Here is a 25,972-nt window from a genome sequence, read left to right on the forward strand (position 1 = left end):
TCGATATGGTTCGCGAGGTTTTGCACTTTTGCGATAGGGCTTGCCCCTGGTGAAGGCTGCGCCATGTTGATGGTCGGGACAAAGGGAGAGGAACATGCAATTCCATCGATTCAGACGTCTGGCCGTGCTTGCGGGCGCGCTGCTTCTTGCCGGTTGCGTTGCGGAAGGCGGGAGCGACCATCGCCCGCCGTTGCGCCCCGGCCCATCGCAACCGCAAATATGCCCGATGAATTATGCGCCTGTCTGCGCCATGCGCGGCTCTTCGCGCAAGACTTTCGGCAATTCGTGTCAGGCACGAGCGGCAGGCTATCGCATCATTGCAAACGGCCAATGCGGGTCGAGGCCGGGTCCGGGATGGGGCGGCGCGGGCGGAATGTATCCGCCGCATCAGGGCAACCGGCCCGGCAGGCCGGGCGCTGGCGCCTGCACGCGGGAATATATGCCGGTTTGCGCGCGGCGCGGCAATGACAGGCGCACGTTCCCCAATCGCTGCGAAGCCGACCGCGCAGGCTATCGCATCATGAATGGCGGGCAGTGCCACTAGGTTGGGATGCCGGGCGAAATGAAGAAGTTTCTCACCGCCCCGGACGGCCTGTCTTGCCGGGGCGGCGCTTCTTGCGCGCCGTTTCGGCCGGGTCTTCGTAAGACCCGATGCCTGTGCGCTCACGGCGGATCGCCGCGTCGTTCCCGCTTGCCGGCACCTCCGTCCGCTTGACCGTCATCTCGTCCAGCGTGTTCTTGCGGAACAGCGGCTTTGCCATGTCCGTGCCCAGTCCCATTTCATCCAGTGTCGGCTTGCGGAAACGCGAATTGCCGGACGGTTTGCCCTTGTTGCGTCCCGCACCCGTGTCGCCCGCCTCGAACTCGCGCGCCAGCGGGTCGTCGGCAATGGCCAATTCCGTCTCGCGCAGGCGCTTGATCTCGTCGCGCAGCCGCGCCGCCTTTTCGAAGTCCAGATCGGCAGCCGCGTCGCGCATCTGCTTTTCCAGATGCTCCAGATGGGCGGCAAGATTGTTGCCCATCATCGCGCCTTCTTCCGCGAAGCCAGAAATATCCGCGCGCACATGGTCGCGCTCGTAGACCGAGCCGAGAATATCCGAGATATTCTTCTTCACCGAGGCAGGCGTGATGCCATGTTCTTCATTATAGGCAACCTGCTTTTCACGGCGGCGCGCGGTCTCGTCCATCGCGCGCTGCATCGAGCCGGTGATATTGTCGGCGTAGAGAATGACCTTGCCGTCGACATTGCGCGCCGCGCGGCCGATGGTCTGGATCAGCGAGGTTTCCGAACGCAGGAAGCCTTCCTTGTCGGCATCCAGAATGGCGACGAAGCCGCATTCGGGAATGTCCAGGCCTTCGCGCAGAAGATTGATGCCGACCAGCACGTCGAAAGCGCCAAGCCGCAGGTCGCGGATGATCTCGATACGCTCCAGCGTGTCGATATCCGAGTGCATGTAGCGCACGCGCACGCCCTGTTCGTGCAGATATTCCGTCAGGTCTTCCGCCATGCGCTTGGTCAGCACCGTGACCAGCGTGCGGTAGCCTTTTGCCGCCGTATCGCGGATTTCGCCGAGCACGTCGTCCACCTGCGTCTTGGCAGGGCGGATTTCGACTGGCGGATCGATCAGTCCGGTCGGGCGGATGACCTGTTCTGCGAACACGCCGCCCGCTTCTTCCATTTCCCAGCCGCCCGGCGTTGCCGAAACGGCAATGGTCTGCGGGCGCATGGCGTCCCATTCCTCGAAACGGAGCGGGCGGTTGTCCATGCAGGACGGCAGGCGAAAACCATATTCGGCAAGCGTCGCCTTGCGGCGGAAGTCGCCGCGATACATGCCGCCGATCTGCGGCACCGTGACATGGCTTTCGTCGATGAAAACCAGCGCATTGTCGGGGATATATTCAAACAAGGTCGGCGGCGGCTCGCCGGGATTGCGCCCGGTCAGATAGCGCGAATAGTTTTCAATGCCCGCGCAGGAGCCGGTTGCCTCCAGCATTTCAAGGTCGAATGTCGTGCGCTGGTCGAGGCGCTGCGCTTCCAGCAGGCGACCGGCGCGGGTCAGTTCGTCAAGCCGGTGCTTCAGCTCCTCCTTGATCGACTTGATCGCCTGATTGAGCGTCGGGCGCGGCGTGACATAGTGCGAATTCGCGTAGATCTTTACCGATTTCAGGTCGCCGGTCTTCTGGCCGGTCAGCGGGTCGAATTCGGTTATGGTCTCGATCTCGTCGCCGAACAGCGAAATGCGCCAGGCGCGGTCCTCAAGGTGGGCCGGGAACAATTCGATCGTGTCGCCGCGCACGCGGAAGGAACCGCGCACGAAATTGATGTCCTGCCGCTTGTATTGCTGGGCCACGAGATCGGCGAGAAGCTGGCGCTGGTCGAGCCGGTCGCCGATCTTCATTTCGAAGGTCATGGCCGTATAGGTTTCCACCGATCCGATACCGTAGATGCACGATACCGAGGCGACGATGATCACATCGTCGCGTTCAAGCAGTGCGCGGGTGGCCGAGTGACGCATCCGGTCGATCTGCTCGTTGATGGAGGATTCCTTCTCGATATAGGTGTCCGAGCGCGGCACATAGGCTTCCGGCTGGTAATAATCGTAGTAGGAAACGAAATATTCGACGGCATTGTTCGGAAAGAAGCTCTTGAACTCGCCGTAAAGCTGCGCGGCCAAGGTTTTGTTGGGCGCAAGAATCAGGGCAGGGCGCTGCGTCCGCTGGATGACCTGCGCCATAGTGAAGGTCTTGCCGGAGCCGGTGACGCCGAGCAGGACCTGCGTGCGGTCGTTGTTCTCCAGCCCTTCCACCAGATCGCGAATGGCCGTCGGCTGGTCACCGGACGGCTCGAAACCGGTTTCCATCTCGATGGCGATGCCGCCTTCGGATTTTTCCGGGCGGGCCGGGCGGTGCGGCGTCCACAATTCGCCATTCTTGAACAGCGGATTGCCGGAAGCAATCAGGTCCGACAGGGCCTGAACCGTTGCTGTCGCGCCGGAGGCATTGAGGCCGGTGGCGTCTTCCAGGCTGATATCGAGACCCGCAACGGGATTGAGGCCAGCCGCCGCGCGTTCCTTCGCCGAGGCCGCGCCGCCCATCGACGTGCCGCGCCCCGTGCGCGAGGCTTCCTTGCTGCGCTCGGGAATCTTTTTGGGTTGTTTGGGATTTTTCGCACGCGGTTTCGCCGCCTCGTCGCCGATCTCCTTCGCCCAATCGGCAATAGATCCGGATAGGGGGGCGCCGGAAAACCCGGCCTGAGGCGTTTCGCCGAAACCGTCTGAATGCGGCGTTTCGCCGAAACCGCCAGCCTTGTTGCGCGAATCCCGAGAGTGTTTGTCTTTTGAGGAAGCCATGACCCTATATTGTTACCGCATGTCTTAAGCGGAAAACCGGTTTCCACTTTTCCGCGACATGCTTCCAATATGGAATTTCAGCGTCCAAATGAAAAGAGCGCGGGGACGAAATCCTCCACACCCTTTCATGATCCGGCGATGCTCCTGACAGAAGGCTGTCAGGAGCATGGTGCGGCTTACAGCCTGCCGCCGAGCCGCATGCGCGGTCCCGGACCGAAGCCGCGCCCAAAGCCGTGACCGAAGTTGGGGCCGAAATTGGGGTGATAACCCGGATGGTCGCGCCAGCCCGGCCTGTCGACCCAGTGCGGACGGGGTGGCCCCCAGTTCGACTGGCAATTGCGCCCGATGCAGCCGCTGTAGATATTGGGGCCGCCGCCCCAGCCGCGATATGGGCCGGGGCCCCAGCCCGGACCCCAGCCGGGTCCGCTGTTGGCGATAGCCGAGCCGATGACCATGCCGGCAATGAGCGGTATGCCGACCGCCGCGGCGGTCGATCCGAAATTGTCGTTCGTCGTGTAGCCATTGCCGGTCTGAATGGCGATATAGCTCGATGCCGCCCAGCCGGTCATGCCGCCATAAGTGACCTGACACCAGCCATAGCCGCTGGTGCAGCCGGCCACCGTGATGCCGACGCCATTCGGAATTGCGCCGATGGTTCCATACTGTGTTCCCGGACCGACGCGCAGATTAACTGTCGAGGTGACGATAGCCGATGATGCATAAGCATTCGCTGAAACAAGAAGTGCTAATGTAAATATCGAAGATTTTGCCGATAGTTTCATATACCGTTCCTCTAATATAATTCACATAATTACTTATATTATGACTATCATTATTTATAAGTATCACGATCTTTCGATTTCAATTCATGATTAATTATTACAATGCTCGTCGGCCTGGCTTTCGCTTCAACAGCTCTCGGGGTTTGCGCGGTACTTTTCTTCGCGCCGGGTTTGGCTCATATTAAGCGCCGACTCTCTCAGAGCCTGTTCCAAAAGGCGCCCTATGTGGCTGCAAATGGCAATTTGTCTGCGTTCCGGTGCTCATGTACTGCTCAAGTACACTCCGCTCCGGTACTCGAAAATCACCATTTTCGCACACATATGTCGCTTTTTGATTCAGGCTCTCAAGCACTTAAGGACTGACTTCGATGAACACTGACAATGCGCCGAAGGGCACGCTGCCCATTCGCGTTTCCGCCATGCCCAAGGACGCCAATTCAGCCTTCGATATTTTCGGCGGCTGGGTGATGGCGCAGATGGACATGGCCGCTGGCATCCGTTCCGCCGAGCGCGCCAGGGGGCGCACGGTGACGGCGGCGGTGCGCGAAATGGCCTTCGCCCGGCCGGTGAAGATCGGTGACACGCTCTGCGTCTACACGGATATCACGCGGGTGGGCCGCACCTCCATCACGCTGCGGGTGGAGGCATGGGCAAAGCGCTATCTCAGCGACAAGCGCGACCTCGTCACCCATGCGGAATTCGTCATGGTCGCGCTGGATGCGGACGGCAAGCCGACGCCGGTGCCGCCGGAAGAATGAAACACCGCCAAGACCGGCATTGGGCCCGGCATTGCGCCGGGCTTATTTGCAGGCGCGGTAGCCGCTGCGGCGCTGCATCAGGTCGAAATGGAAATGGTCGGCATGTTCCGGATTGTAGCCGGGGCCGAGAACCGTCGTGAAATAGCCGCACGCATCCGAGCGCACGCTGTTGAGCAGCCCCTTTTCGCGGAAGGCGAAGAAACCCGGCTTGCGCACCATGATGTTCTTGCCGTTGTTCAGCACGATTTTGGTGACGTCGATGGCGTTGCCGCGTGAATGTTCCGACATTTTCGCGCCGCGGCGGTTGTTCATGGTGCGGCAGGAATAGCCCCCGGCATTGTGGATCGTGCGCACGCCGGACAGATAACGCAGCCGCGCGGCCGGTTGCAGGTCGCCCTTGATCCAGCGCGCAAAAGCCTCCGTCACCTGACAGTTCAGCGTCGCCGCAGGCTTGAAGGCGATCGCCCCGCTGTTGAAACCGGATACTTCGATGGGATTGGCGATCTGGCAGGAACTGCTACGATAGATGGGCGGCTTTTCCCTGAACACGACGCCGAGCCGCTTCAGCCGCGTGCGGCAGGCGGCTTCCGCATTGGACATCGTGTAGATGTTTTCCGCAGCCGTTACCGGATTCTGGATCGGGGCCGTGAAGCCATAGTCGCCGGAATAGCGCGGCTGGCTCTGCGGCGTGGATTGCGCGACGTGGTTTTCCTCTTCTTCCGCCAGCCCGACGACGCGCTCTTCCTGCGGTTCCTGCATGACGGGCATGTCTGCGGCAGGGGCATTAACCGGGGCCGCGCTTGCGACCGGCGCATCGGGCACCATCACATCGGCATTACCGACGCTGGCCTGCGGGCGCGGGGCGCTCTCGCCGGAACAGCCGGCGATGATGGCCAGCATGAGGAGGGAGAATGACGCGGCCAGACCGCGCAATCGGGAGCGCTGGCGGCTGACTGGAGCGGCGGCGGACAACACGGAACTCATGTCCATACCTTTTCTTCAGGAGACCAGACCGATGGCGTTCCGTGAATATTAGCGCGCAAGCGTAAAGGAAAAGTCAGCGCCCGCGTTAAGGGCTGTGGCGCAATCAGGGCAGCATTGGCAAAACGCCGCCTTTGTTCTATCACCTTGCTGCGGCTTCGGGCCATGCCGCAGACAACATCCTCCCGGTCCCTGAAGTCATTTCCATGTCAGCACTGATTTCGCCAAGCGTCCTGCCGATCCTGCTTCTCGTCGGCTCGAATGTTTTCATGACATTTGCCTGGTACGGGCACCTGAAATTCACCAGCACGCCGCTCGTCACCGTCATTTTCATCAGCTGGGGTATCGCGCTGATCGAATATTGCCTCGCGGTTCCGGCCAATCGCATCGGCCACGAGGTCTATTCGGCGGCACAGTTGAAAACCATTCAGGAGGTCATCACGCTGGTGATCTTCAGCCTGTTTTCGGTTTTCTATCTCAAGGAAGCCTTCACCTGGCACCATCTGCTGGGCTTTGCGCTGATAGCGGGGGGTGCGGCTTTGATCTTCAAAGGCTGAGAGCCTGTTCCAAAAGTCGCCCTGTGTGGCTGCAAATGGCGATTTGTCTGTGTTCCGGTGCTCACGTACCTTTAAGTACGCTCCGCTCCGGTACTCGAAAATCACCATTTTCGCGCACACATGCCGCTTTTTGAATCAGGCTCCAACGCGCTTTATTCGGCAGGCACCAGCGCGGGCTTGCGTTTCCAGAACATGGGAACGAGCTCGACCGCCAGCATGGCGGCAAAGAGCAGCCCGCAGCCGACAAAGCCGGTGAAGCTCAGCCGGTCGCCAAGGAAGATGGCGCCGAAAAGGGCCGCGAAAAGCGCTTCGGACGACAGGAAGATCGCGGCCTGCGCCGAGGTGGTGTAGCGCTGCCCGACGGCTTGCAGGGTAAAGGCGACACCGGAGGAAAAGACGCCGGTGAAGAGGATTTCCTTCCAGGTGAGCGCGATGGCGGTCCAGTTGAAGTCCTCGACCATGGACGCGATGGCAAGTCCGGCGGCGGCGCTGGTCGCGAACTGGACGCAGCTTAGCGTGATCGGGCGTTCCGCGCGGTTTGCCCTGCCGATCAGCACCACCTGCAAGGCCCAGAAGACGGCGCCGCAAATGACCAGCCAGTCCCCCTGCCTGAGTGCGGTCAGCGTGCCGCCGGACAGCAGGAATATGCCTGCCAGACAGGCCGCGGCACTTGGCCAGACGACCGGGTGCGGCCATGTGCGAAACAGGATGACGCCAAGCACGGGCACCATCACGACATAGAGTCCGGTCAGAAAACCGGCATTGGTGACGGATGTGGTGATAAGCCCGATCTGCTGGAGGGCAAGGCCGGTGAAGAGGCTCAACCCGACAATCATGAAGAAGATATAGTGCCGCCGGTTGAGGCCGGCTTTCGCGCGGCGTCCTTCGGCTATGGCCCATGGCAGCACCGTGAGCGCGGCAATCGCCGAGCGGATGCCGATGAACAGGAACGGGCCAATACTGGCCATTGCCGTCGACTGGGCAACGAAACCCATGCCCCAGATGACGCCTGCCAGAAGCAGCAGCATATTGGCCTGTACGCGCGTCATCATTGCCTCGTTTCGAACTTTTCAGGATATGTCACAGCAGAAGGAGAAACCGGACGCTTTTCAGCCTTTTCCGGTCGCCATGCTATAGGCATTATTATGGGCGGACGGCAAGGGAACTTCCGATTCTGCGACATTCGTGCATAGTCCGGTTATAATTGGAGCCATTTCATACTTACGGAGTTTTTTATGCTCTCTTTGAATTGCAGGCCCATTGCGGCGACAATGCTTGCCACGGCGATGCTGCTGCTGGCGGGTGCGGAATCGCAGGCTGCCTTCAAGAAAATTCGCGATATATGGGTTTCGTGCGATTTCGCGCAAAACTGCACGCTCAACCTCGCGCCGGCAGCAAGCGACGGCGCGCCGGAACCCGGCATCGGGTTGGGCATCTTTCGCAGCAGCCAGCCCGGATCGAAGCCGGTTCTCCGGCTTTCCTATGTCGATCCGTCGCAGAAAACCGGCAAGCTGGAGGTTTCCATCGACGGACAAGCGATGCTTGATGTCGATGTCTCGGCCTTGAAAGCTGAAAACAATCAGCTGGATTACACGGGCGACCTTTCCAAGGCGCTGGACGCGATGAAGAACGGGCGGAAGCTCCAGTTGAAATTCGCCGGAAAGACCGTGACCTATTCGCTTTCCGGTTTTGTGGGCGGGCTGATCTATGTCGACGAACAGCAATCGCGCGATGGGACCGTCGAGGCCTTGCAGGCGAAAGGCAGCAAACCGGCGCCCGTTCCGCCGCAGATCACGTTGATCGAGACGGTGGAGGCAATCCCCGCTCAAATCCGCAAGGAATTTTCCGACGAAACGGCGGTGTGCGGTGGGGCCAGCCCCGATACGTTCCGCAATGCGGGCGGTTTCGAGACGACGATTGCCGAGGGGCTCGATCTCATCGGCCTGCCATGCGGGGCGCCCGGCGCCTATAACCAGCCCTATGTCTTCTACAGCCGCTATGAAAACCGGATCGTGCCGCTCTCCCTGCCGACCATTTCCGATGACGGGCCGACGGTGACGGATACGGCGTGGAACATCGACTGGAGCCAGAAGACCCGGACGCTGACGGCCTTCTTCAAGGGGCGAGGGCTTGGCGATTGCGGCATCTACGATGTCTGGAAAGCCGCCGACAGCGGCGAGGGGCGGGTGCGTTTCGTCCTGATGCAGGAGCGGTCGAAGGGCGATTGCGACGGCAATTATGCCGGCGGCCCGGAGCAGTGGCCCGCGAGCTGGCCGGTCAAGGCGAAATAGGCGCCGTTCTGGACGGGTTGACAGGCGTATATTTTTCCGCGTGAAATGATTGGCGGAAATGCTATAGTTCTGTGAACGGTTATTCGAACGGTTCCGAGACGGATGTTTCGGCGACCGTTTTCTTTTTGTGTGTCGGAGGCTGGCCGGTCTTCGAAAAGCGCCTCGCACGATCCAAGCATTGCGCGAGGTGAGGCGGGCAAATCAAACTGCCGGTGCGGGCAAGGCCTCGGGGAGAGGCGGGCACCGGGCGAAAGAAAGGACTGGGTATGGAAAAATTCCCTATGACCCCTGGCGGTTTCGAAAAGCTCAAGGAAGAGCTGCGCTGGCGTCAGCAATCGGAGCGCCCCCGGATTATCGAGGCGATCGCCGAAGCGCGCGCGCATGGCGACCTGTCGGAAAACGCCGAATATCACGCTGCGAAAGAGGCCCAGAGCCTGAATGAAGGCCGCATCAACGAACTGGAAGATCTGGTTGCGCGCGCCGAGGTTATCGACGTTTCCAAACTGTCGGGCGACCGCATCAAGTTCGGCGCCACCGTGACCATGATCGATGAAGACACGGAAGAAGAAAAAATCTACCAGATCGTCGGCGATCAGGAAGCCGATGTGAAGGAAGGCCGCATCTCCATCTCGTCCCCGATTGCGCGCGCGCTGATCGGCAAGGGCGAAGGCGACACGATCGAGGTCAATGCGCCGGGCGGTTCGCGTTCCTACGAAATCGTCGGCCTGAAGTTCGTCTGATTTCCGTGTCCGCGCATAAGCCAGATTCCGGACAGGTTCGGGTTCAGGATGTCGAGGTGGTGGCACCGAATTTCAAGCGGCGCCTTTCCGGTGTCACATCGACAATCGTGCAGCTCATCCCCTTGCAGCGCGCGAAGGGCCTGAACATCGCCACGATGGGGCCGGGCCTGCCGGACACGCTTGCGCATCTGGGATGGGGCGCGCTCTGGTCCTTCTGGTCGAAGCCGCGGACGAAACCGTTCCGCATCTGGCATGCGCGGCGCAATATCGAAATGCTGGCCGGTATTTTCATGCGCGATGTGCTGCGCATGAAGCTGCGGCTGATCTTTACCTCGGCCGCACAGCGCCACCACAAGCCCTTTACCAAATGGCTGATCCGCCGCATGAATGCGGTGATTGCAACGAGCGGCCGTTCGGGAAGCTTTCTCGAAGTGCCGCACGATGTCATCATGCATGGCGTGGATTTGCAGCGGTTCCATCCGCCTTTCGGCGACGAGGACAGTTTCGCGGCGTCGGGCCTCCCCGGAACATATGCCGTCGGCTGTTTCGGCCGCGTGCGTTCCTCCAAGGGAACGGACCTGTTTGTCGATGCGATGATCGCGCTCCTGCCGCAATATCCCGAATGGACGGCGATCATCACCGGCCGCACCACCGCGGAACACCAGTCTTTCGAAGATGCGCTGAAGGCGAAGATCGAAGCCGCCGGCCTGAAAGACCGCATCCTCATCCTGGGGGAAGTGCCCGATATCCGCATCTGGTATCGACGGCTGACGCTTTATGTTGCGCCTTCGCGCAATGAAGGTTTCGGGCTGACGCCGCTCGAGGCCATGGCCTCGCAAACGGCGGTCGTCGCCAGCGATGCGGGCGCCTATGCGGAAATGATCGTGGAGGGCACCGGAACATCGGTTCCGGCTGGCGACGGCGAAGCCCTGCGCAAGGCGATCGAGCCCTATCTGGCCGATCCGGCGCTGGCCGAACGCGACGGCGAAAATGCGCTCGCGCATGTCCGCGCCGCCTTTCCGCTCGAAAAGGAAGCCGCTGCCATCAGCGGCGTCTATGCGCGCGTCTTCGCCGGGAAGTAATCAATACCCCCGGCGCAAACCGTCAAAATATCAGAGAATCATCAGCGGTTCGTCCTTGACCGGACGAATGGTGAGCGCGGTGCGCACCGAATCCACATTGGGCGCGGCGGTCAGTTCCTCGATCACGAAGGTCTGGAACGTGTTAAGATCGCGCGCGACGCAATGGAGCAGGAAGTCGGATTCGCCCGAAACCATCCAGGCGCGGCGCACCAGCGGCCATTGCTTGGTTTTCTCGGCAAACGCCTTGAGATCCGCATCGGCCTGACGGTGAAGCCCGACGGAGCAGAAAGCCACCAGATCCTGCCCGAGCGAATTGCCGTTGAGAATCGCGCGATAACCCCGGATGACGCCGCTTTCTTCCAGCTTGCGCACACGGCGAAGGCAGGGCGGCGCCGAAATGCCGACACGTTCGGCCAGTTCGACATTGGTGATGCGCCCGTTGTTCTGAAGCTCCCGAAGGATTTTCCAATCGATTTCATCCAGATCGGCCTTGATCGGCATGCATGACTCCGCGCGCAAGGAAATTTCATTCCGGGGTAATTATAAAACATTCGTCGCCGTCGTGGCGCAATCTAATCCTGCTCATATCAAATGAAACAGGCGGATGTAAACTGCCTACAGCATCGGCCCAAAAATCGGAATCGATTTTTGGAAAGCACGATGCTGTAAATTTAATAAGTTAGGGCGCCGTGCGTCCGAATGGACGCACGGCGCCCTAACATTCCCTCAGCGTACCCAGAAAGCGCGAGTGAACAGGATATAGACCGTAACAAGCTCCAGACGCCCGACCAGCATCAGGAAGGACAGGACCCACAGGGCCGGGTCGCGGATGGTTGAAAAATTGCCGACGGGGCCGATCGTGTCGCCGAGGCCGGGGCCGACATTGGAAAGCGCGGTCAGGGAGCCGGTGAAGGCCGAAACGAAGTCGAGCCCGAGGGAGGCGAGCAGAACCGCCCCCGTGATGAGCGACGCACAATAGAGAAACAGGTAGAGCAGCACATTCTGGGCGATGTCGCCGGAGACTTCCGAGCTGCCGTACCGGATCTTGATGACGGCGTGGGGCATGATGAGGCGGGCGAGATTGGCCCGCGTCAGGCTCCACAGGATGATGAGGCGGTTCATCTTGATGCCGCCGGAGGTGGAGCCGGCGCAGCCGCCCAGAAACGAGGCGAGAAAGAAAATTCCGATCGCCGGCGGTCCCCAGAGCGAATAATCCTCCGTGGCATAGCCCGTCGTCGTCATGACGGACACGAAATGAAACGAGGCGGAAATCAGCGCTTCGCCGAACGGAATGTGGGAACCGAGCCGCAGAACCACCGCCAGCGCAAAGCTGAACCCGATGACGATGGTGAAGAACAGTTTCACCTGCGGATCGGCAAGCAGTTCCATACGGCGCGGCATGAAGGCCTTGATGTAAAGCACGAAGGGAAGCGCCGAAAGAGCCATGAAGATCGTGGACACGACCAGAAGAAGCTGGTTCCCCTGATAGAAGCCGATCGAGTTGTCATGCGTGGAAAAGCCCGCCGTGGCGACCGTGGTAAGACCATGATTGATCGCGTCGAACGTGCTCATGCCGACTGCGAAATAGGAAATGATGCAGGCCGCCGTCAGGCTGAGATAGGCAAGCACGATGCCCAGCGCGATCTGGTTCATGCGCGGGAGGATTTTTTCCGACTTGTCGGAATTCTCCATGTGAAAAAGCGCAAGTCCGCCAGCCCGCAGCGAAGGCAGCATCAGAAGCGCCAGGCCGATAAAGCCGACGCCCCCGATCCAGCACAGAAGCGAGCGCCACAGCAGGATGCCGCGCTGCATGTTGTCGAGCCCGGTCAGCGCGGTCGCGCCTGTCGACGTCACCCCCGACATGGCCTCGAAGAATGCCGTCGCATAGCTGATCGGCAGATGCGAGAAATAAAGCGGGATGGAACCCAGAAAGCTCGCGGTCAGCCACAGGCAGGCCGTGAGGAGGAAGCCCAGCCGCGGCGTGAAGCGCATGGTCTGGTTTTGCGTGGCAAGCAGGATGAGCGTGGAAAGCGCGCCCGTCGTCGCGGCGGAGCGCACGAAGATCAGCCAGTCGTCGCTTCCATCGCGCAGGTCGATTGCCGCTGGCAGAAGCATGGCAGCAGCCATCAAGAGGCCGAAACGCGCGCAGATATTGGCGACTGTCTTGTAAATGGCTGCCGGCTCCGGGGTTGGGCAAGGGATAGCGTGTGTGCTGCCTGTTTAGCGTGAGATCGATCCACCCGCAATGTGTGGCTGTCAAAGGCCTTGCTTAAAGATCACAAGCTGTGGCTAAACCACAGCAAATCCCTGTGGAACCTTGCAAAGATCCGGGGGCAGACCTACCTTGGCCATAATGTCGGGACATTGTCCGAATGGGACAAGGGAGCGATTCTGGTGGGTCGAGGTCCGCCGATTTAAATCGATTTTAGAGTACGCCCCAAAAGCGTGGAACGGTTTTGGACACGGTGGCTCAGGAACAAATGTGCGAAAACAGCCCTTTGGAGCGCTGGTCTGGCCATGTCAGGCGCGACGCGCTCCGGGACCGGAGAGGAATTCATGTCACAGCGTCACGCGCCAGTCATCGTCATCGGCTCAGGCCCTGCCGGTTATACTGCGGCGATCTATGCTGCCCGCGCCATGCTGAAACCCATCGTCATTGCCGGGTTGCAGCAGGGTGGCCAGCTGATGATCACCACCGATGTGGAAAACTATCCGGGCTATGCCGAGCCGGTGCAGGGGCCCTGGATGATGGACCAGATGGCGACGCAGGCGCAGAATGTCGGCGCTGAAATCGTCCATGACATCATCACCGAGGTCGAAACCACGGCGCGGCCTTTCCGCCTGAAGGGCGATTCCGGCACGATCTATACCTGCGATGCGCTGATTATCGCGACGGGCGCGCAGGCCAAGTGGCTTGGCCTCGACAGCGAACAGACCTTCATGGGCGGCGGCGTTTCGGCCTGCGCGACCTGTGACGGTTTCTTCTATCGCGGCAAGGATGTGGTCGTCGTCGGCGGCGGCAATACCGCCGTCGAGGAAGCGCTTTATCTGTCGCATATCGCCAAAAGCGTGACGGTCGTGCATCGCCGCGACGGTTTCCGCGCGGAAAAGATCATGCAGGACCGCCTGCTTGCGCGCCAGAATGTCTCCGTGGTGTGGAACAGCGTGATCGACGAAATCCTCGGCACCGAGGCAAAGCCGCCCATGGGCGCAACCGTGACCGGCGTGCGGCTCAAGAATGTCGTGACGGGCGAGACGCAGGAACGCGATACGCATGGCGTTTTTGTCGCCATCGGCCACGCACCCGCGGTTTCTTTGTTCGAGGGCAAACTCAGGCAGAAGCCGAACGGCTATCTGTGGACCGCGCCCGATTCGACGGCCACCGACGTTCCGGGCATTTTCGCCGCGGGCGACGTCACGGACGATATTTATCGTCAGGCCGTGACTGCCGCCGGCATGGGGTGCATGGCGGCTCTCGAAGCCGAGCGCTGGCTCGCTGCACAGGAACCGCTGCACGAAGCCGCGGAATAGGGCATTTCCAAGCCAGGACTGTGAGGCGGCTTTGTGTGAGGCAAATGCGGTGGAAACAATGAGAGGGAATAGCCGTGGTCGCACCGCTCGACTGGGATAAATTGCGCATTTTTCATGCTGCGGCTGAGGCCGGGTCGTTCACCCACGCGGCCCAGACATTGCATCTGTCGCAATCGGCTATCTCGCGTCAGGTCAGCGCGCTGGAGCAGGATGTCGGCGTTCCGCTGTTCCATCGCCATGCGCGCGGCCTGATCCTGACCGAGCAGGGCGAAACGCTTTACCGCACGGCGCATGACGTGCTGATGAAGCTCGAAAATGTGCGCTCGAAGCTGGCCGAGAGCAAGGAAAAGCCGACAGGCCGCCTGCGCGTGACGACGACCGTTGGCCTCGGTTCCGGCTGGCTGATCGAGCGCATTCAGGAATTCGTCGAGCTTTATCCCGATATCCAGCTCCAGCTCATCCTCGACAATGAGGAACTCGACCTGACGATGCGCCATGCCGATTGCGCCATCCGCCTGCGGCAGCCGCAGCAGCCGGACCTGATCCAGCGCCGCCTGTTCACAGTGCATATGCATGTCTACGCATCGGCCGGATATGTTTCGAAATATGGCAAGCTGAATTCGATCGACGAGATCGACCAGCACCGCGTCGTCACCTTCGGCGAACCGGCGCCCAGCTATCTGACGGGCCTCAACTGGCTCGAAATCGCCGGGCGCACCGATGGAAGCTCGCGCATCCCGGTCTTGCAGGTGAACAATCTTCTGTCGATTCGCCGCGCCGTGCAGCGTGGCGTCGGTCTTGCGGTTCTGCCCGACTATATGGCCGACAAGGAATCCGGTCTGGTGCAGCTTTTGCCCGAACTGGAGGAAATACCCTCCTTCGATACGTTCTTCTGCTATCCGGAAGCCTTGAAGAACTCCGCCAAACTGCATGCCTTCCGCGATTTCCTGTTCTCCAAGGCCCGCAACTGGACCTATTGATCGCCGCTTGCGACATGTTCCAGGGCCGCGCTGATTGCCAGCGCGGCCTTTTGCTTTTGCGATATCCGGCCTGCCATCAGGACAGGGGCGTGGCTGAAAGGGAGGGGTGATTTGCCAAATTTGCGGGCATCATTGCCTTGCCGTTGCCCATGCTTTAGGCGGCTAATCTGCACATTATAATATTACAAAGCAGCCGCTATGCTTCTAAGTCATTGTTTTTAAATTGGTTTTAGGCTAAAGTCAGTCATGCGTAAAACGCATGGCTGCATTGCGCCAAAATCCCATTGCAAAAACAATGGGCAGGAGGCATATAAAGATCATCTCAGCGCTGCGTTTCCTCCTCCCATTTGCGCAGGCTGAGTGTTCCCCTCTGGAGGTTTGCCTCAAAGGCACCTTCAAAACTCAAAGCCAGACATTTGTCTGGCTTTTTTTTTGGCTTTTTCGCCAAGCTGCCCTTTCCCGGAAACCTGGACACGAAAAAGGGGCCTTTCGGCCCCTTGGTCATTTCGATCTGATCGGATCAGCGCTTTAATCCTTTGTTTCGACGCGCATCTTGCCCGAAAAGTGTTTCACACTTTTGGCTCGAAAATGCTCTAACGCAGGCTGGCGCAGAAGCGCTGGATGCGGGTGCAGGCTTCTTCGAGAAGCGCATCCGACGTTGCATAGGAAATGCGGAAGTTCGGTCCAAGGCCGAATGCCGAACCGTGAACGACCGCCACGCCTTCGGCTTCCAGCAGTTCGGTGACGAAGTCTTCGTCGGTCTCGATGACCTTGCCTGCTTCCGTCTTCTTGCCGATCAGCTCGGCGCAGGACGGGTAGACATAGAAAGCACCTTCCGGCGTCGGGCACTGGATGCCCTTGGCCTGATTGAGCATCGACACGACCAGATCGCGGCGCGCCTGGAAAATCTTCTTGTTTTCCGGGATGAAATCCTGCGTGCCGTTGAGCGCTTCGACCGCGGCCCATTGCGCGATGGAGCAGGCGCCGGAGGTCTGCTGACCCTGCACCATATCCATGGCCTTGATGAGCTGCAACGGGCCTGCAGCGTAACCGATACGCCAGCCGGTCATGGCATAGGCCTTCGACACGCCGTTCATGGTGAGCGTGCGGTCGTAAAGCGAAGGCTCGACCTGGGCAGGGGTGGTGAAGACGAAATCGCCATAGACCAGATGCTCATACATGTCGTCGGTCAGGATCCAGACATGCGGATGACGCACCAGAACATCGGTCAGGGACTTCAGTTCCGTTTCCGTATAGGCCGCGCCGGTCGGGTTCGACGGCGAGTTGAAGATCAGCCACTTGGTCTTCGGCGTGATGGCCTTTTCCAGATCGGCGGCGGTCAGCTTGAAATTGTCTTCGATCTTCGTGTTGATAAAGACCGGGGTGCCGCCATTGATCGCGACCATTTCAGGATAGCTGACCCAGTAGGGGGCGGGAATGATGACTTCATCGCCGGGGTTCAGCGTCGCCATGAAGGCGTTGAACAGAATCTGCTTGCCGCCGGTGCCGACGATGGTCTGTTCCGGCTTGTAGTCGAGGCCGTTTTCACGCTTGAACTTGGCAACGATGGCCTGGCGCAGTTCCGGGATGCCGGAAATCGGCGTGTATTTCGTTTCGCCGCGGTTGATCGCGTCGATGGCAGCCTGCTTGATATTTTCCGGCGTGTCGAAGTCGGGCTCGCCCGCGCCAAGACCGATCACGTCCTTGCCCTTGGCTTTCAGTTCACGTGCTTTCTGGCTGACCGCGATGGTCGCGGATGGCTTTACACGGGAAAGGGCGTCGGCGAGAAATGCCATGATAGATCTCCATAGATGGCAGGCTCTGTTAACCGGCACCGGTCGCGGTCCGGTTTTGCGGATTTTCTATGTCCCATCGGCGCGGGAAGCGCAACAGAAGGATTGTGATTTCATCGGCAATTGCCGGATTTCGCAAAAATGTGTTGCCAAAACGAACAGATTGATCAGCCATGCTGACATATCAACGCAAAAAACTGATCGGACGGGCGATGTTGCGCTTTATGCCGGGCGGCGGAGCGTGCATTGTAGCAGCCATGCTGCATGGTTCTCAAGGCGCCATGCGGATATGGGAGGAACGATCATGACAATGAGTTTTCAGCTGCTCGTTCTGCTGACCGCCTGGGGAAGCGCGATCACGGGCGGCATCTTCTATGCGTTCTCAAGTTTTGTGATGGCGGCGCTGGCGCGCATTCCGGCCAGTGCGGGCATGGCGGCGATGCAGTCGATCAATATCACCGTCCTCAATGGCACGTTCTTTGCCGCCTTTTTCGGAACGGCGATCCTGTGTCTCGTCATCATCATTTGCGGCTTGATGGGGCTTGGCGGCCTGTCGAAATGGGCGATGATCGGCGCGGCCATCTATCTCGTCGGCACGATCGGCGTCACGATCGCCCTCAATGTGCCGCTGAACGACCAGCTCGCGGCACTGGATGCCAATGCCGCCGCTTCGTCGGATGTCTGGCTCGCCTATGTCCGCGACTGGACCCTGTGGAATCATGTCCGCACCGTGGCGGCGCTGATCGCGGCCCTTGTGCTGGGGGTAAGCGCGCTGGCAAAGGTTTGAGCAAAAAACAGACAAATAAAAAGGCGGGCCTGACGACCCGCCTTTTCCATGCCTTGCGGCAAAACTTATGCTGCGACGAGGTTGTCGGCAGACGAACGGCCCGAACGACGGTCCTGAACGATTTCGTACGAAACCTTCTGGCCTTCATCGAGCGTGGCAAGGCCAGCGCGCTGAACGGCGGAAATGTGAACGAAAACGTCCGTGCCGCCCTGGTCAGGCTGGATGAAGCCGAAGCCCTTGGTCGTGTTGAACCACTTAACTGTTCCCGTAGCCATGGGAAATTCCTTTGTAACATTAGTAGTCGTGTAGTCCGTATGCTTCGCACACGTCCCTGTGGATCGAATTTATGGACAGGAGATCGTCAGGAAGCACGGCTGGCCGCACGGGTCGCAAAGTCACTCGACCGAAAAATCGATGCACCGACTATATGCGACAAATTTGACCAATACAAGCCAGCTGCACTGCCAGCTTGAACGCATTTTGATCTAGCTGGATCGGGCCGGTCTTTTTCGGCATGTCTTCGTCCCGAAACCGCTTTCCGCTTTCGGGAGACATGTTCCAGAGTGGTACGCATTTCCGATTGGCCATGCTAAAAACTGATTTTACTCAGGCTTTTGGCCATTCCGAGCCCAAGACGGCTCCGGGCGCTCCATAGGTCGAGCCAGAACAGCCGAAACAGGATCGGGGGGCTTCCGTCGCAGGGCGTCATTTCATGGTGATCCCAGGTTTCCGGTGTCGCCGCTTTCAGTTTCAGATGAAAGCAGTGCCTGCGATGCGGCTCCGTATACCCTTTTTCCGGGTAGTCATAATCGACGGTTTCCAGATAGATCATGCCGTCATCATAAAGAAGGCCGGTCTCCTCGGCGAATTCGCGATAGGCGGCGGCGAGAATATTTTCGCCCGCATCCACCGTGCCGCCGGGAACCTGAAGCGGTGTTTGGGGAAAATCCGGTTCCTCGAAAACGAGAAGCCGTTCCTGCCATGTGGCGTAGATCAGAACCTTATCGACGGGGGAGGCAGGCATTGTCATAAATCGTTTCCGCAAGGTGTGAAATCAAAGCCATCGTCGCATAAATCTGTTTAGCCACAACGCGCACATTGTTGTGAGTGGTGGCGAATGCGCTACATGGAAACTGCGGCGATCTCCTATCCTAGGCTTCGACAGGAAGTGCATAATGGCGCCGGGCAAGCGGCGCGAACAGGCAGCGAGGCAGGACATGACCTCTGAACCAGAACCGGACAAGACGAACAAGGCGCAGCCGAAAGGCCGCCGTCGAAGGGCCAAGCGCGGCCTTGGTGAACGGCTGCGCAAAAGTTCGTCCAGGCTGCTCGGCGGCAGTGCGATGCCGGATGGAACCGACCTTTTCTCACAGGTTTCCATGATGCTGCGCGCCTTCATGGCTTCGCCCGTGCGCAATACGCTGATTGCCATTGGAACCGGCATTTTCGTGCTCGTCGTGCTGATCGCGGTCGGGCAGGTGGCCATCAATCGCTGGAACGAACCTTTCTACGATGCGCTGGCCAGGCGGGATTTGAAGGCCTTCTTCCACCAGTTGATGGTGTTCTTCGGCATTGCCGGCTCGCTTCTGGTGCTGAATGTCTCGCAAACCTGGCTGAACCAGATGTTCAAGCTGAAACTGCGCGAGGGGCTGGCGCGCGATCTGATCGGCCAGTGGCTGGAGCCGGGACGCGCGTTCCGCCTCGCCAATGCGGGCGAAATCGGCATCAATCCGGACCAGAGGCTGCAGGAAGATGCGCGGCACCTCGCCGAAACCTCCTGCGACCTTGGCATCAATCTCCTGCAATCGACGGTCATTCTGGTCAGTTTCGTCGGCGTGCTCTGGTCGCTGTCGAGCGGTTTCGTGTTTCATGTCGCGGGCTACAGTTTCTCCATCCCCGGCTATATGGTCTGGGCGGTTGTCATCTATGCGGCCTCCGCTTCATGGCTGACATGGATCGTCGGGCGCAGCCTGGTCAACATCAATGCCAATCGTTATGCGCGCGAGGCGGATTTCCGCGCATCGCTGATGCGGGTCAACGAACATCTGGACGCCATCACCCTCTCACGCGGCGAGGGGGATGAACGACGCCGCCTCAATCTGGATATCGATGCGGTGCTGGGGGCGATTCGCAGGATCGTTTCCGCCACGACGCGGCTGACATGGGTGACGGCCGGTTATGGCTGGCTGACCATCGTTGCACCCATCCTGGTGGCGGCTCCGGTCTATTTTTCCGGCGGGCTGACCTTTGGCGGGCTGATGATGGCCGTCGGGGCGTTTACGCAGGTGCACAATTCCCTGCGCTGGTTCGTCGATAATTTCGGCGCCATTGCCGACTGGCGGGCGACGCTGCTGCGTGTTGCAAGCTTCCGGCAGGCGGTGTTGCGCATGGACGCGCTCGGCCATCTCGACCGGCAGATCGAGCTTGCGGCGAATGACGATGACCGGCTGACGCTGGACGATGTTTCCATCGCCGCGCCCGATCTGTGCCTGAAGCTTTCCCGCAAGGCCATTTCGGTGAAGCCGGGCGCGCGGATGCTCGTCACGGGCGGGACCGAGACGCAGAGGACGCTTCTGTTCCGTGCATTGGGCGGGCTTTGGCCATGGGGCGAGGGGCGGATCGGCATGCCCGCCGGCGACGGCGTCGCCTTCATGCCGCGCGCGCCCTATTTTCCGCCGGGCAATCTCAAGGGCGTGATCGTCTATCCGCTCGACATCAGGAAATTTTCCGAAGACGATCTGGAAAACGTTCTGCGCCGGGCCGGGCTGGAGCGGCTTTCCACGAGCCTCGACCGGGCTGCGCGCTGGGACCGCGTTCTCACCGACGATGAGCGCCAATGCTTGGCCTTTGCCCGGCTGATCCTGCAACAGCCGCAGTGGATCGTCATCGATGGCGCGCTCGATGGTCTCGATGCCGAAGCCTATGACCGCATTCGCGACATGATGGACCATGAATTGAAGGATGCCGCCATCATCCATCTCGGCAAGCCGCATCTGCACGACGGGCTTTTCACCCAGCAGATCAATCTGGAAGACGATCCGAAAGGCAAGCCGCTGGAACTGCCAGCCCTCAAAACGGCATGAAAAAAGCCGCCGGTCGCCCGGCGGCTCTTTATTTTCCTGTCCATGGGATCAGCGGAAATAATCCTGCAGCGGGCGCACTTCCAGCGATCCGGCCTTGAGCGCGGCGATGGCTTCGGCGGCGGCTTCCGCACCGGCCATGGTCGTATAGTAAGGCAGTTTCTGCATCAGCGTTGCGCGGCGGATCGACTTGCTGTCGGAAACAGCACTGGCGCTGTCGGTCGTGTTGAAGACCAGGTGGATCTGGCGGTTGCGGATCGCGTCTTCCACATGCGGACGGCCTTCGATGACCTTGTTGATCTTGGTCGATTCGACGCCGTTGGCTTCGAGGAACTTCTGCGTGCCGCCGGTTGCCATGACCTTGAAGCCGATGCTGGCCAGCAGGCGGACGGGACCGAGCACGCGCTCCTTGTCCTCGTCGCGGACGGATACGAAGACCGTGCCTTCACGCGGCAGTTCCACGCCCGCGCCAAGCTGCGCCTTTGCGAAAGCCAGCGCATAGTCGTAGTCGAGGCCCATGACTTCGCCCGTCGAGCGCATTTCCGGTCCAAGCAGCGTGTCGACGCCGGGGAAGCGGGCAAAGGGGAACACGGCTTCCTTGACCGCGATATGCGGGCGCGCGGTCGGCTGCGGCTTGCCGCCATAGGCGCCGAGCGCTGCTTCGAGGCTTTCGCCCGCCATGACGCGGGCCGCCACCTTGGCAATCGGCGTGCCGACCGTCTTGGCGACGAAGGGCACGGTGCGCGAGGCGCGCGGATTGACTTCGAGGATGAAGATTTCGCCGTCCTTGATGGCGAACTGAACATTCATCAACCCGCCGACATGAAGCGCCTTGGCAAGCGCTGCCGTCTGGCGTTCCAGTTCGGCGACGATTTCCGGCGAAAGCGTGTGCACCGGCAGCGAGCAGGCGCTATCACCCGAATGGATGCCCGCTTCCTCGATGTGTTCCATGATGCCCGCGACAAGGCTGTCCTTGCCGTCGCACAGGCAATCGACGTCCACTTCGATGGCTTCCGTCAGATAGGTGTCGAACAGGAGCGGGTTCTTGCCGAGAAGCGTGTTGATCTGGCCGGTCTTGTCGTTTGGATATTTGGCCTTGATGTCTTCCGGCACCAGTTCCGGCACGGTGTCGAGCAGGTAGGCCTGCAATCCGCGTTCGTCATGGATGATCTGCATGGCGCGGCCACCCAGAACATAGGACGGGCGCACGACCAGCGGGAAGCCGAGATCGGCGGCGACCAGGCGCGCCTGTTCGACCGAATAGGCGATGCCGTTCTTCGGCTGGTTGAGGTCGAGCTTGATGAGAAGCTTCTGGAAGCGGTCGCGGTCTTCTGCAAGGTCGATGGCGTCCGGCGAGGTGCCGAGGATCGGGATGCCGGCCTTTTCCAGCGCATTGGCGAGTTTCAGCGGCGTCTGGCCGCCAAACTGCACGATGACCCCGTGCAGCGTGCCCTTTTGCATCTCGACGCGCAGGATTTCCAGCACGTCTTCCGCCGTCAGCGGTTCGAAATAGAGGCGGTCGGACGTGTCATAGTCGGTCGAGACCGTTTCCGGGTTGCAGTTGACCATGATGGCTTCATAGTCCGCGTCGCCGAGCGCGAAGGCCGCATGGCAGCAGCAATAGTCGAATTCGATGCCCTGGCCGATACGGTTCGGACCGCCGCCGAGAATGACGACCTTCTTGCGATCCGAAACTTCCGCTTCCGAGCGCAACTCACCGACGAAAGGCGTTTCATAGGTCGAGTACATATAGGCGGTCGGCGAGGCGAATTCGGCGGCGCAGGTGTCGATGCGCTTATAGACCGGATGCACGTCGAGATCGGCGCGCAGCCTGGCCACGTCTTCGGCGTCCTTGCCGGTCAGGCTTGCGAGACGCGCATCGGAGAAGCCCATGGACTTCAACATGCGCAGGTTTTCCGCATCCTGCGGCAGGCCGTGTTCGCGGATGCGCTCTTCGGTCTTCACGATGGCTTCGATCTGTTCGAGGAACCACGGATCGATCTTGGAGGCGTCATGCACCTGCTCGACGGTCAGGCCAAGGCGCATGGCCTGCGCGACCATGCGCAGGCGGTCCGGTGTCGGCGTGCCGATGGCGGCGCGGATGGCGTTCTTCTCGTCGCCTTCCTCGATGTTGGGAATGGCGATTTCATCAAGGCCCGTCAGGCCGGTTTCAAGACCGCGCAGCGCCTTCTGCAACGATTCCTGGAAGGTGCGGCCAATGGCCATCACTTCCCCGACCGACTTCATGGCCGTGGTCAGGATCGGCGAGGAGCCGGGGAATTTCTCGAAGGCAAAACGCGGGATCTTGGTGACGACATAATCGATCGACGGTTCGAACGAGGCAGGCGTTGCGCCGCCGGTGATGTCGTTGTCCAGTTCGTCGAGCGTGTAGCCGACGGCAAGCTTGGCCGCGACCTTGGCAATCGGGAAGCCGGTCGCCTTCGACGCCAGAGCGGACGAACGCGACACGCGCGGGTTCATTTCGATGACGATCATGCGGCCATTGGCCGGGTTGATCGCAAACTGCACGTTGGAGCCGCCGGTTTCGACGCCGATCTCGCGCAGCACCGCAATCGAGGCGTTGCGCATGATCTGGTATTCCTTGTCGGTGAGCGTCAGCGCCGGTGCGACGGTGATCGAATCGCCGGTATGGACACCCATCGGATCGAGGTTTTCGATCGAGCAGATGATGATGCAGTTGTCCGCGTGATCGCGGACGACTTCCATTTCATATTCCTTCCAGCCCAGAACCGATTCTTCGATCAGAACTTCGGTCGTCGGCGAGGCGTCGAGGCCGCGTTCGATGATCTCGAAGAATTCCTGACGGTTATAGGCAATGCCGCCGCCGGTGCCGCCGAGCGTGAAGGACGGGCGGATGATCGCGGGCAGGCCGACCACATCGAGCGCCTGTGCGGCCTTTGCGAGCGCATGGCTCATATAGCGCTGCTTGCGCTCCACTTCGCCGAGCTGCCATTCGGTTTCAAGCTTGTCGAGCGCCTTGTCGAGATCGTCGCCGGAGAACTGCGCCTTCACTTCGGCGCGCTTGGCCTCGTGGCGCTTGCGGTCCTCGTCCTTGATTTCGGTCGCATTGGCCAGCATCGAGCCCGGCGTGTCGAGGCCGATCTTCTGCATGGCTTCGCGGAAGAGCGCGCGGTCCTCGGCCTTGTCGATGGCTTCGGCATTGGCGCCGATCATCTCGACGTTATAACGTTCAAGCACGCCCATGCGGCGCAGCGACAGCGCGGTGTTGAGCGCGGTCTGGCCGCCCATCGTCGGCAGGATCGCGTCCGGGCGCTCCTTGGCGATGATCTTGGCGACGACTTCCGGCGTGATCGGCTCGATATAGGTCGCATCCGCCAGGTCGGGATCGGTCATGATGGTGGCCGGGTTGGAGTTGACGAGGATGATGCGGTAGCCTTCCTCCTTCAACGCCTTGCAGGCCTGCGTGCCCGAATAGTCGAACTCGCAAGCCTGGCCGATGACAATGGGGCCCGCGCCGATGATCAGGATCGATTTGATATCTGTACGTTTCGGCATGGGCGCTCATCCTATCTTCTTCGCGTGCATGTCATGGTCTCGAAACCGGTTCCCACTTTCGAGCGACATGCTTCTTAGCCTGCCAGAAAAGCCCGCGCGGTTTTCCGGCGGGTTGGCAGCGTATGAATTCTGTGGGCTAAGCGGGCCTTATAGGCAATCATTTCGATAAGCGGAACCCCACAAATCGTTTTATTTCAGAGAAAGTGCAGGCATTCACGAAAATTCTTGCCCGCCGCAGGCTTTCTCCGTGGATCTTATAATCGGAACGAAGCGTTCGCGGGTCGATTTCTGGCATGCGCGGCTGACGGGCAGCATTGTGCCGTCCTTCGTCAGCAGGCTCAAACCGCCATCGGTTCGGCGCAATTCGGCGACATGCCCGTCGGCGACCCAGTGCGAGCGATGAATCTGAAGCCCGCTTGTATCGCCGACTTCTTTCACGGCATCGGAAAAGCGGAGAAGAAGTAGTTCCTGTCCGTGACTGGTGATGATCCGCGTATAGTGATCCTCCGCGGAAAGGCGCAGAATGGCGCCGCGATTGCCGGGTTTTAACCGGGCGAGCAATGGCGGCGGCGTATCAGGAACATTTCTCGGTACGGTTTCCAGCTCACGGCGCAATGTCATGTAGGCGAGAATGCAAAAAAGGGCGCTGAGGGGCAAGGCGACAGCGGCGTTGGCGAGAACCGCACTCGTCGTTGGCGTTCTGCCCGTAAAGCTCCAGTCGATGACGGCGATCCAGAGCCCGATCGGCAGGGCAGCAATGACCGCCCCGGTCATCATGCGGGCAAAGGCATGTCTGGTAAAACGTTCGAGGACCACATCAGCCAGAACAGAGAAGACGATTGCCGTTGACCATCCGGCAAATTGCACGCAGAGCCAGTAAAAGAAGCGGACCGCCACCGGCATCGACAGATCGGTCCCGAACGGTCCGGTGATGGTGAAGATCAGGACGACGACAAGGAATGTGCCCCACAGGCGCGGCGCACGAACAATGGTCGACAATTCGCGAAGCGCGAATTGCTGCAAGTCTCCGGTCACGTAGTTTTCCTGCATTTGACGCCGTTTCGGTTGAGATGAGCGCAGTCTTGTTGAAAGCGATACGAAATTCAACAGGAACCCTGCGATGAACTTCGAACCGCTTTTCAACGCGCCGCTTGCCATTCAAATCCATGTTGCTGCCGTCGTGCCTGCCGCGATCATCGGTCTGGTCATTTTCTTGCGGCGCAAGGGCACCAGGCTGCACAAGGCGCTCGGGCGGTTGTGGATTTTGCTGATGATCGTGACCGCAATTTCCAGTTTTTTCATTCACCAGATCAATCTTGTCGGCGGTTTCAGCCCGATACATCTTCTTTCCATACTGGTGTTGCTGGGATGCGCGCGCGCCGTAGCGGCAGCCAGAAAGGGACAGATCGGGACACATCGCAGAATCGTCAAAAGCGTCTACCTCGGCGGTATTCTCGGGGCAGGGTTATTCGCCTTCATGCCCGGACGCATCATGAATGAAGTTGCATTTTCTCATGGATGGGGGTCGCCATCTCTTCTGGTATGTCTTCTGATGGTGCCTGTTGCAGCGGGCTTCGCCTATCGGCGCATGACGGGCGTTCTTGTGTCCAAACTGTTGCGAAAGCGTTTTCGTTTGTGATCGATGCCGCCATTTACTTTTTATGTTGCCGTGCCAACTCTTTATGCGACAATCACAGCCATGGTGTGGTGCCGTTTGGTGGAA

General features: G+C 60.0%; 22 protein-coding genes and 1 pseudogene. 12 read left to right on the forward strand and 11 right to left on the reverse strand.

The annotated features are described in order from the left end of the window. Positions 1-94 precede the first annotated feature (94 nt). Positions 95-544: a Kazal-type serine protease inhibitor family protein gene (locus AVM02_RS06160; protein ID WP_411506098.1), complete on the forward strand. Its 450-nt coding sequence runs from the start codon at positions 95-97 to the stop codon at positions 542-544. Positions 545-575: 31 nt separating this feature from the next. On the opposite strand, the gene uvrB is transcribed toward AVM02_RS06160, so the two are convergent. Then, positions 576-3,350, reverse strand: coding sequence for an excinuclease ABC subunit UvrB (uvrB, locus tag AVM02_RS06165; RefSeq protein WP_411506099.1), 2,775 nt, complete (start codon positions 3,348-3,350; stop codon positions 576-578). Between the two features lie 176 nt (positions 3,351-3,526). Continuing rightward, positions 3,527-4,132: an SH3 domain-containing protein gene (locus AVM02_RS06170; protein WP_411506100.1), complete on the reverse strand. Its 606-nt coding sequence runs from the start codon at positions 4,130-4,132 to the stop codon at positions 3,527-3,529. A 235-nt stretch (positions 4,133-4,367) separates the two neighbouring features. Between AVM02_RS06170 and AVM02_RS06175 the strand changes: the two are divergent. Continuing rightward, positions 4,368-4,481, forward strand: a pseudogene (locus AVM02_RS06175) (flagellar basal body P-ring protein FlgI); the annotation flags it as partial. A gap of 19 nt (positions 4,482-4,500) precedes the next feature. Continuing rightward, positions 4,501-4,890 carry an acyl-CoA thioesterase gene (locus AVM02_RS06180; protein WP_411506101.1) on the forward strand — a complete coding sequence of 130 codons (390 nt, stop codon included), beginning with the start codon at positions 4,501-4,503 and terminating at the stop codon, positions 4,888-4,890. Positions 4,891-4,932: 42 nt separating this feature from the next. On the opposite strand, the gene AVM02_RS06185 is transcribed toward AVM02_RS06180, so the two are convergent. After that, on the reverse strand, positions 4,933-5,874 hold the full coding sequence (locus AVM02_RS06185) for an extensin family protein (protein WP_411506102.1): 942 nt from the start codon (positions 5,872-5,874) through the stop codon (positions 4,933-4,935). 203 nt (positions 5,875-6,077) lie between these two features. Here AVM02_RS06185 and AVM02_RS06190 point away from each other — a divergent pair, with 203 nt between their 5' ends. After that, complete coding sequence (locus AVM02_RS06190; protein WP_411506103.1) at positions 6,078-6,428, forward strand: DMT family protein; 351 nt, start codon at positions 6,078-6,080, stop codon at positions 6,426-6,428. A 152-nt stretch (positions 6,429-6,580) separates the two neighbouring features. Here the strand turns inward: AVM02_RS06190 and AVM02_RS06195 are convergent, their stop codons facing one another. Further along, positions 6,581-7,477, reverse strand: coding sequence for a DMT family transporter (locus AVM02_RS06195; protein ID WP_411506134.1), 897 nt, complete (start codon positions 7,475-7,477; stop codon positions 6,581-6,583). Positions 7,478-7,663: 186 nt separating this feature from the next. Here AVM02_RS06195 and AVM02_RS06200 point away from each other — a divergent pair, with 186 nt between their 5' ends. From AVM02_RS06200 to AVM02_RS06210, 3 genes are all read left to right on the forward strand, one after another. Beyond that, positions 7,664-8,719, forward strand: a complete 1,056-nt coding sequence (locus AVM02_RS06200; RefSeq protein WP_411506104.1) for a DUF1176 domain-containing protein — start codon at positions 7,664-7,666, stop codon at positions 8,717-8,719. A gap of 266 nt (positions 8,720-8,985) precedes the next feature. Next, positions 8,986-9,459 (forward strand): transcription elongation factor GreA, encoded by a 474-nt coding sequence (gene greA / locus AVM02_RS06205; RefSeq protein WP_006467294.1) that lies wholly within the window; start codon positions 8,986-8,988, stop codon positions 9,457-9,459. Between the two features lie 5 nt (positions 9,460-9,464). Continuing rightward, entirely contained in the window at positions 9,465-10,541 is a 1,077-nt protein-coding gene (locus AVM02_RS06210; protein ID WP_411506105.1) for a glycosyltransferase family 4 protein, read from the forward strand. Between the two features lie 30 nt (positions 10,542-10,571). On the opposite strand, the gene AVM02_RS06215 is transcribed toward AVM02_RS06210, so the two are convergent. Together AVM02_RS06215 and AVM02_RS06220 are read right to left on the reverse strand one after the other, a co-directional pair. After that, positions 10,572-11,042: an Lrp/AsnC family transcriptional regulator gene (locus AVM02_RS06215; RefSeq protein WP_006471903.1), complete on the reverse strand. Its 471-nt coding sequence runs from the start codon at positions 11,040-11,042 to the stop codon at positions 10,572-10,574. 225 nt (positions 11,043-11,267) lie between these two features. Continuing rightward, the gene (locus AVM02_RS06220; RefSeq protein ID WP_411506106.1) at positions 11,268-12,668 is read right to left on the reverse strand and encodes a TrkH family potassium uptake protein; all 1,401 of its coding nucleotides are present in this window, start codon (positions 12,666-12,668) and stop codon (positions 11,268-11,270) included. A 429-nt stretch (positions 12,669-13,097) separates the two neighbouring features. On the opposite strand from AVM02_RS06220, the gene trxB reads away from it, so the two are divergent. Both trxB and AVM02_RS06230 read left to right on the forward strand, forming a co-directional pair. Then, the gene (trxB, locus tag AVM02_RS06225; protein WP_411506107.1) at positions 13,098-14,072 is read left to right on the forward strand and encodes a thioredoxin-disulfide reductase; all 975 of its coding nucleotides are present in this window, start codon (positions 13,098-13,100) and stop codon (positions 14,070-14,072) included. A 74-nt stretch (positions 14,073-14,146) separates the two neighbouring features. Continuing rightward, entirely contained in the window at positions 14,147-15,052 is a 906-nt protein-coding gene (locus tag AVM02_RS06230) for a LysR family transcriptional regulator (protein ID WP_411506108.1), read from the forward strand. A 593-nt stretch (positions 15,053-15,645) separates the two neighbouring features. On the opposite strand, the gene AVM02_RS06235 is transcribed toward AVM02_RS06230, so the two are convergent. Beyond that, a complete protein-coding gene (locus AVM02_RS06235) occupies positions 15,646-16,848 on the reverse strand; it encodes a pyridoxal phosphate-dependent aminotransferase (protein WP_411506109.1) in 1,203 nt (400 codons plus the stop codon). A gap of 301 nt (positions 16,849-17,149) precedes the next feature. Here AVM02_RS06235 and AVM02_RS06240 point away from each other — a divergent pair, with 301 nt between their 5' ends. After that, positions 17,150-17,632 carry a DUF1772 domain-containing protein gene (locus tag AVM02_RS06240; RefSeq protein WP_411506110.1) on the forward strand — a complete coding sequence of 161 codons (483 nt, stop codon included), beginning with the start codon at positions 17,150-17,152 and terminating at the stop codon, positions 17,630-17,632. A 65-nt stretch (positions 17,633-17,697) separates the two neighbouring features. Here AVM02_RS06240 and AVM02_RS06245 read toward each other — a convergent pair whose 3' ends face one another. Next, the gene (locus tag AVM02_RS06245; RefSeq protein WP_006471898.1) at positions 17,698-17,907 is read right to left on the reverse strand and encodes a cold-shock protein; all 210 of its coding nucleotides are present in this window, start codon (positions 17,905-17,907) and stop codon (positions 17,698-17,700) included. Positions 17,908-18,221: 314 nt separating this feature from the next. After that, a complete protein-coding gene (locus tag AVM02_RS06250; RefSeq protein ID WP_411506111.1) occupies positions 18,222-18,662 on the reverse strand; it encodes an NUDIX hydrolase in 441 nt (146 codons plus the stop codon). 187 nt (positions 18,663-18,849) lie between these two features. Here AVM02_RS06250 and AVM02_RS06255 point away from each other — a divergent pair, with 187 nt between their 5' ends. Next, positions 18,850-20,715: an ABC transporter ATP-binding protein/permease gene (locus tag AVM02_RS06255; RefSeq protein ID WP_411506112.1), complete on the forward strand. Its 1,866-nt coding sequence runs from the start codon at positions 18,850-18,852 to the stop codon at positions 20,713-20,715. Positions 20,716-20,763: 48 nt separating this feature from the next. On the opposite strand, the gene carB is transcribed toward AVM02_RS06255, so the two are convergent. Both carB and AVM02_RS06265 read right to left on the reverse strand, forming a co-directional pair. Further along, positions 20,764-24,249: a carbamoyl-phosphate synthase large subunit gene (gene carB, locus AVM02_RS06260; RefSeq protein WP_411506113.1), complete on the reverse strand. Its 3,486-nt coding sequence runs from the start codon at positions 24,247-24,249 to the stop codon at positions 20,764-20,766. Between the two features lie 213 nt (positions 24,250-24,462). Continuing rightward, positions 24,463-25,284, reverse strand: a complete 822-nt coding sequence (locus tag AVM02_RS06265) for a LytTR family DNA-binding domain-containing protein (protein WP_411506114.1) — start codon at positions 25,282-25,284, stop codon at positions 24,463-24,465. An 85-nt stretch (positions 25,285-25,369) separates the two neighbouring features. On the opposite strand from AVM02_RS06265, the gene AVM02_RS06270 reads away from it, so the two are divergent. After that, the gene (locus tag AVM02_RS06270) at positions 25,370-25,888 is read left to right on the forward strand and encodes a DUF2306 domain-containing protein (RefSeq protein WP_411506115.1); all 519 of its coding nucleotides are present in this window, start codon (positions 25,370-25,372) and stop codon (positions 25,886-25,888) included. Positions 25,889-25,972: the final 84 nt, after the last annotated feature.

It is taken from the genome of Brucella anthropi, assembly GCF_046630315.1.
In the GTDB taxonomy this organism is placed as follows: Bacteria; Pseudomonadota; Alphaproteobacteria; order Rhizobiales; family Rhizobiaceae; genus Brucella; species Brucella anthropi_A.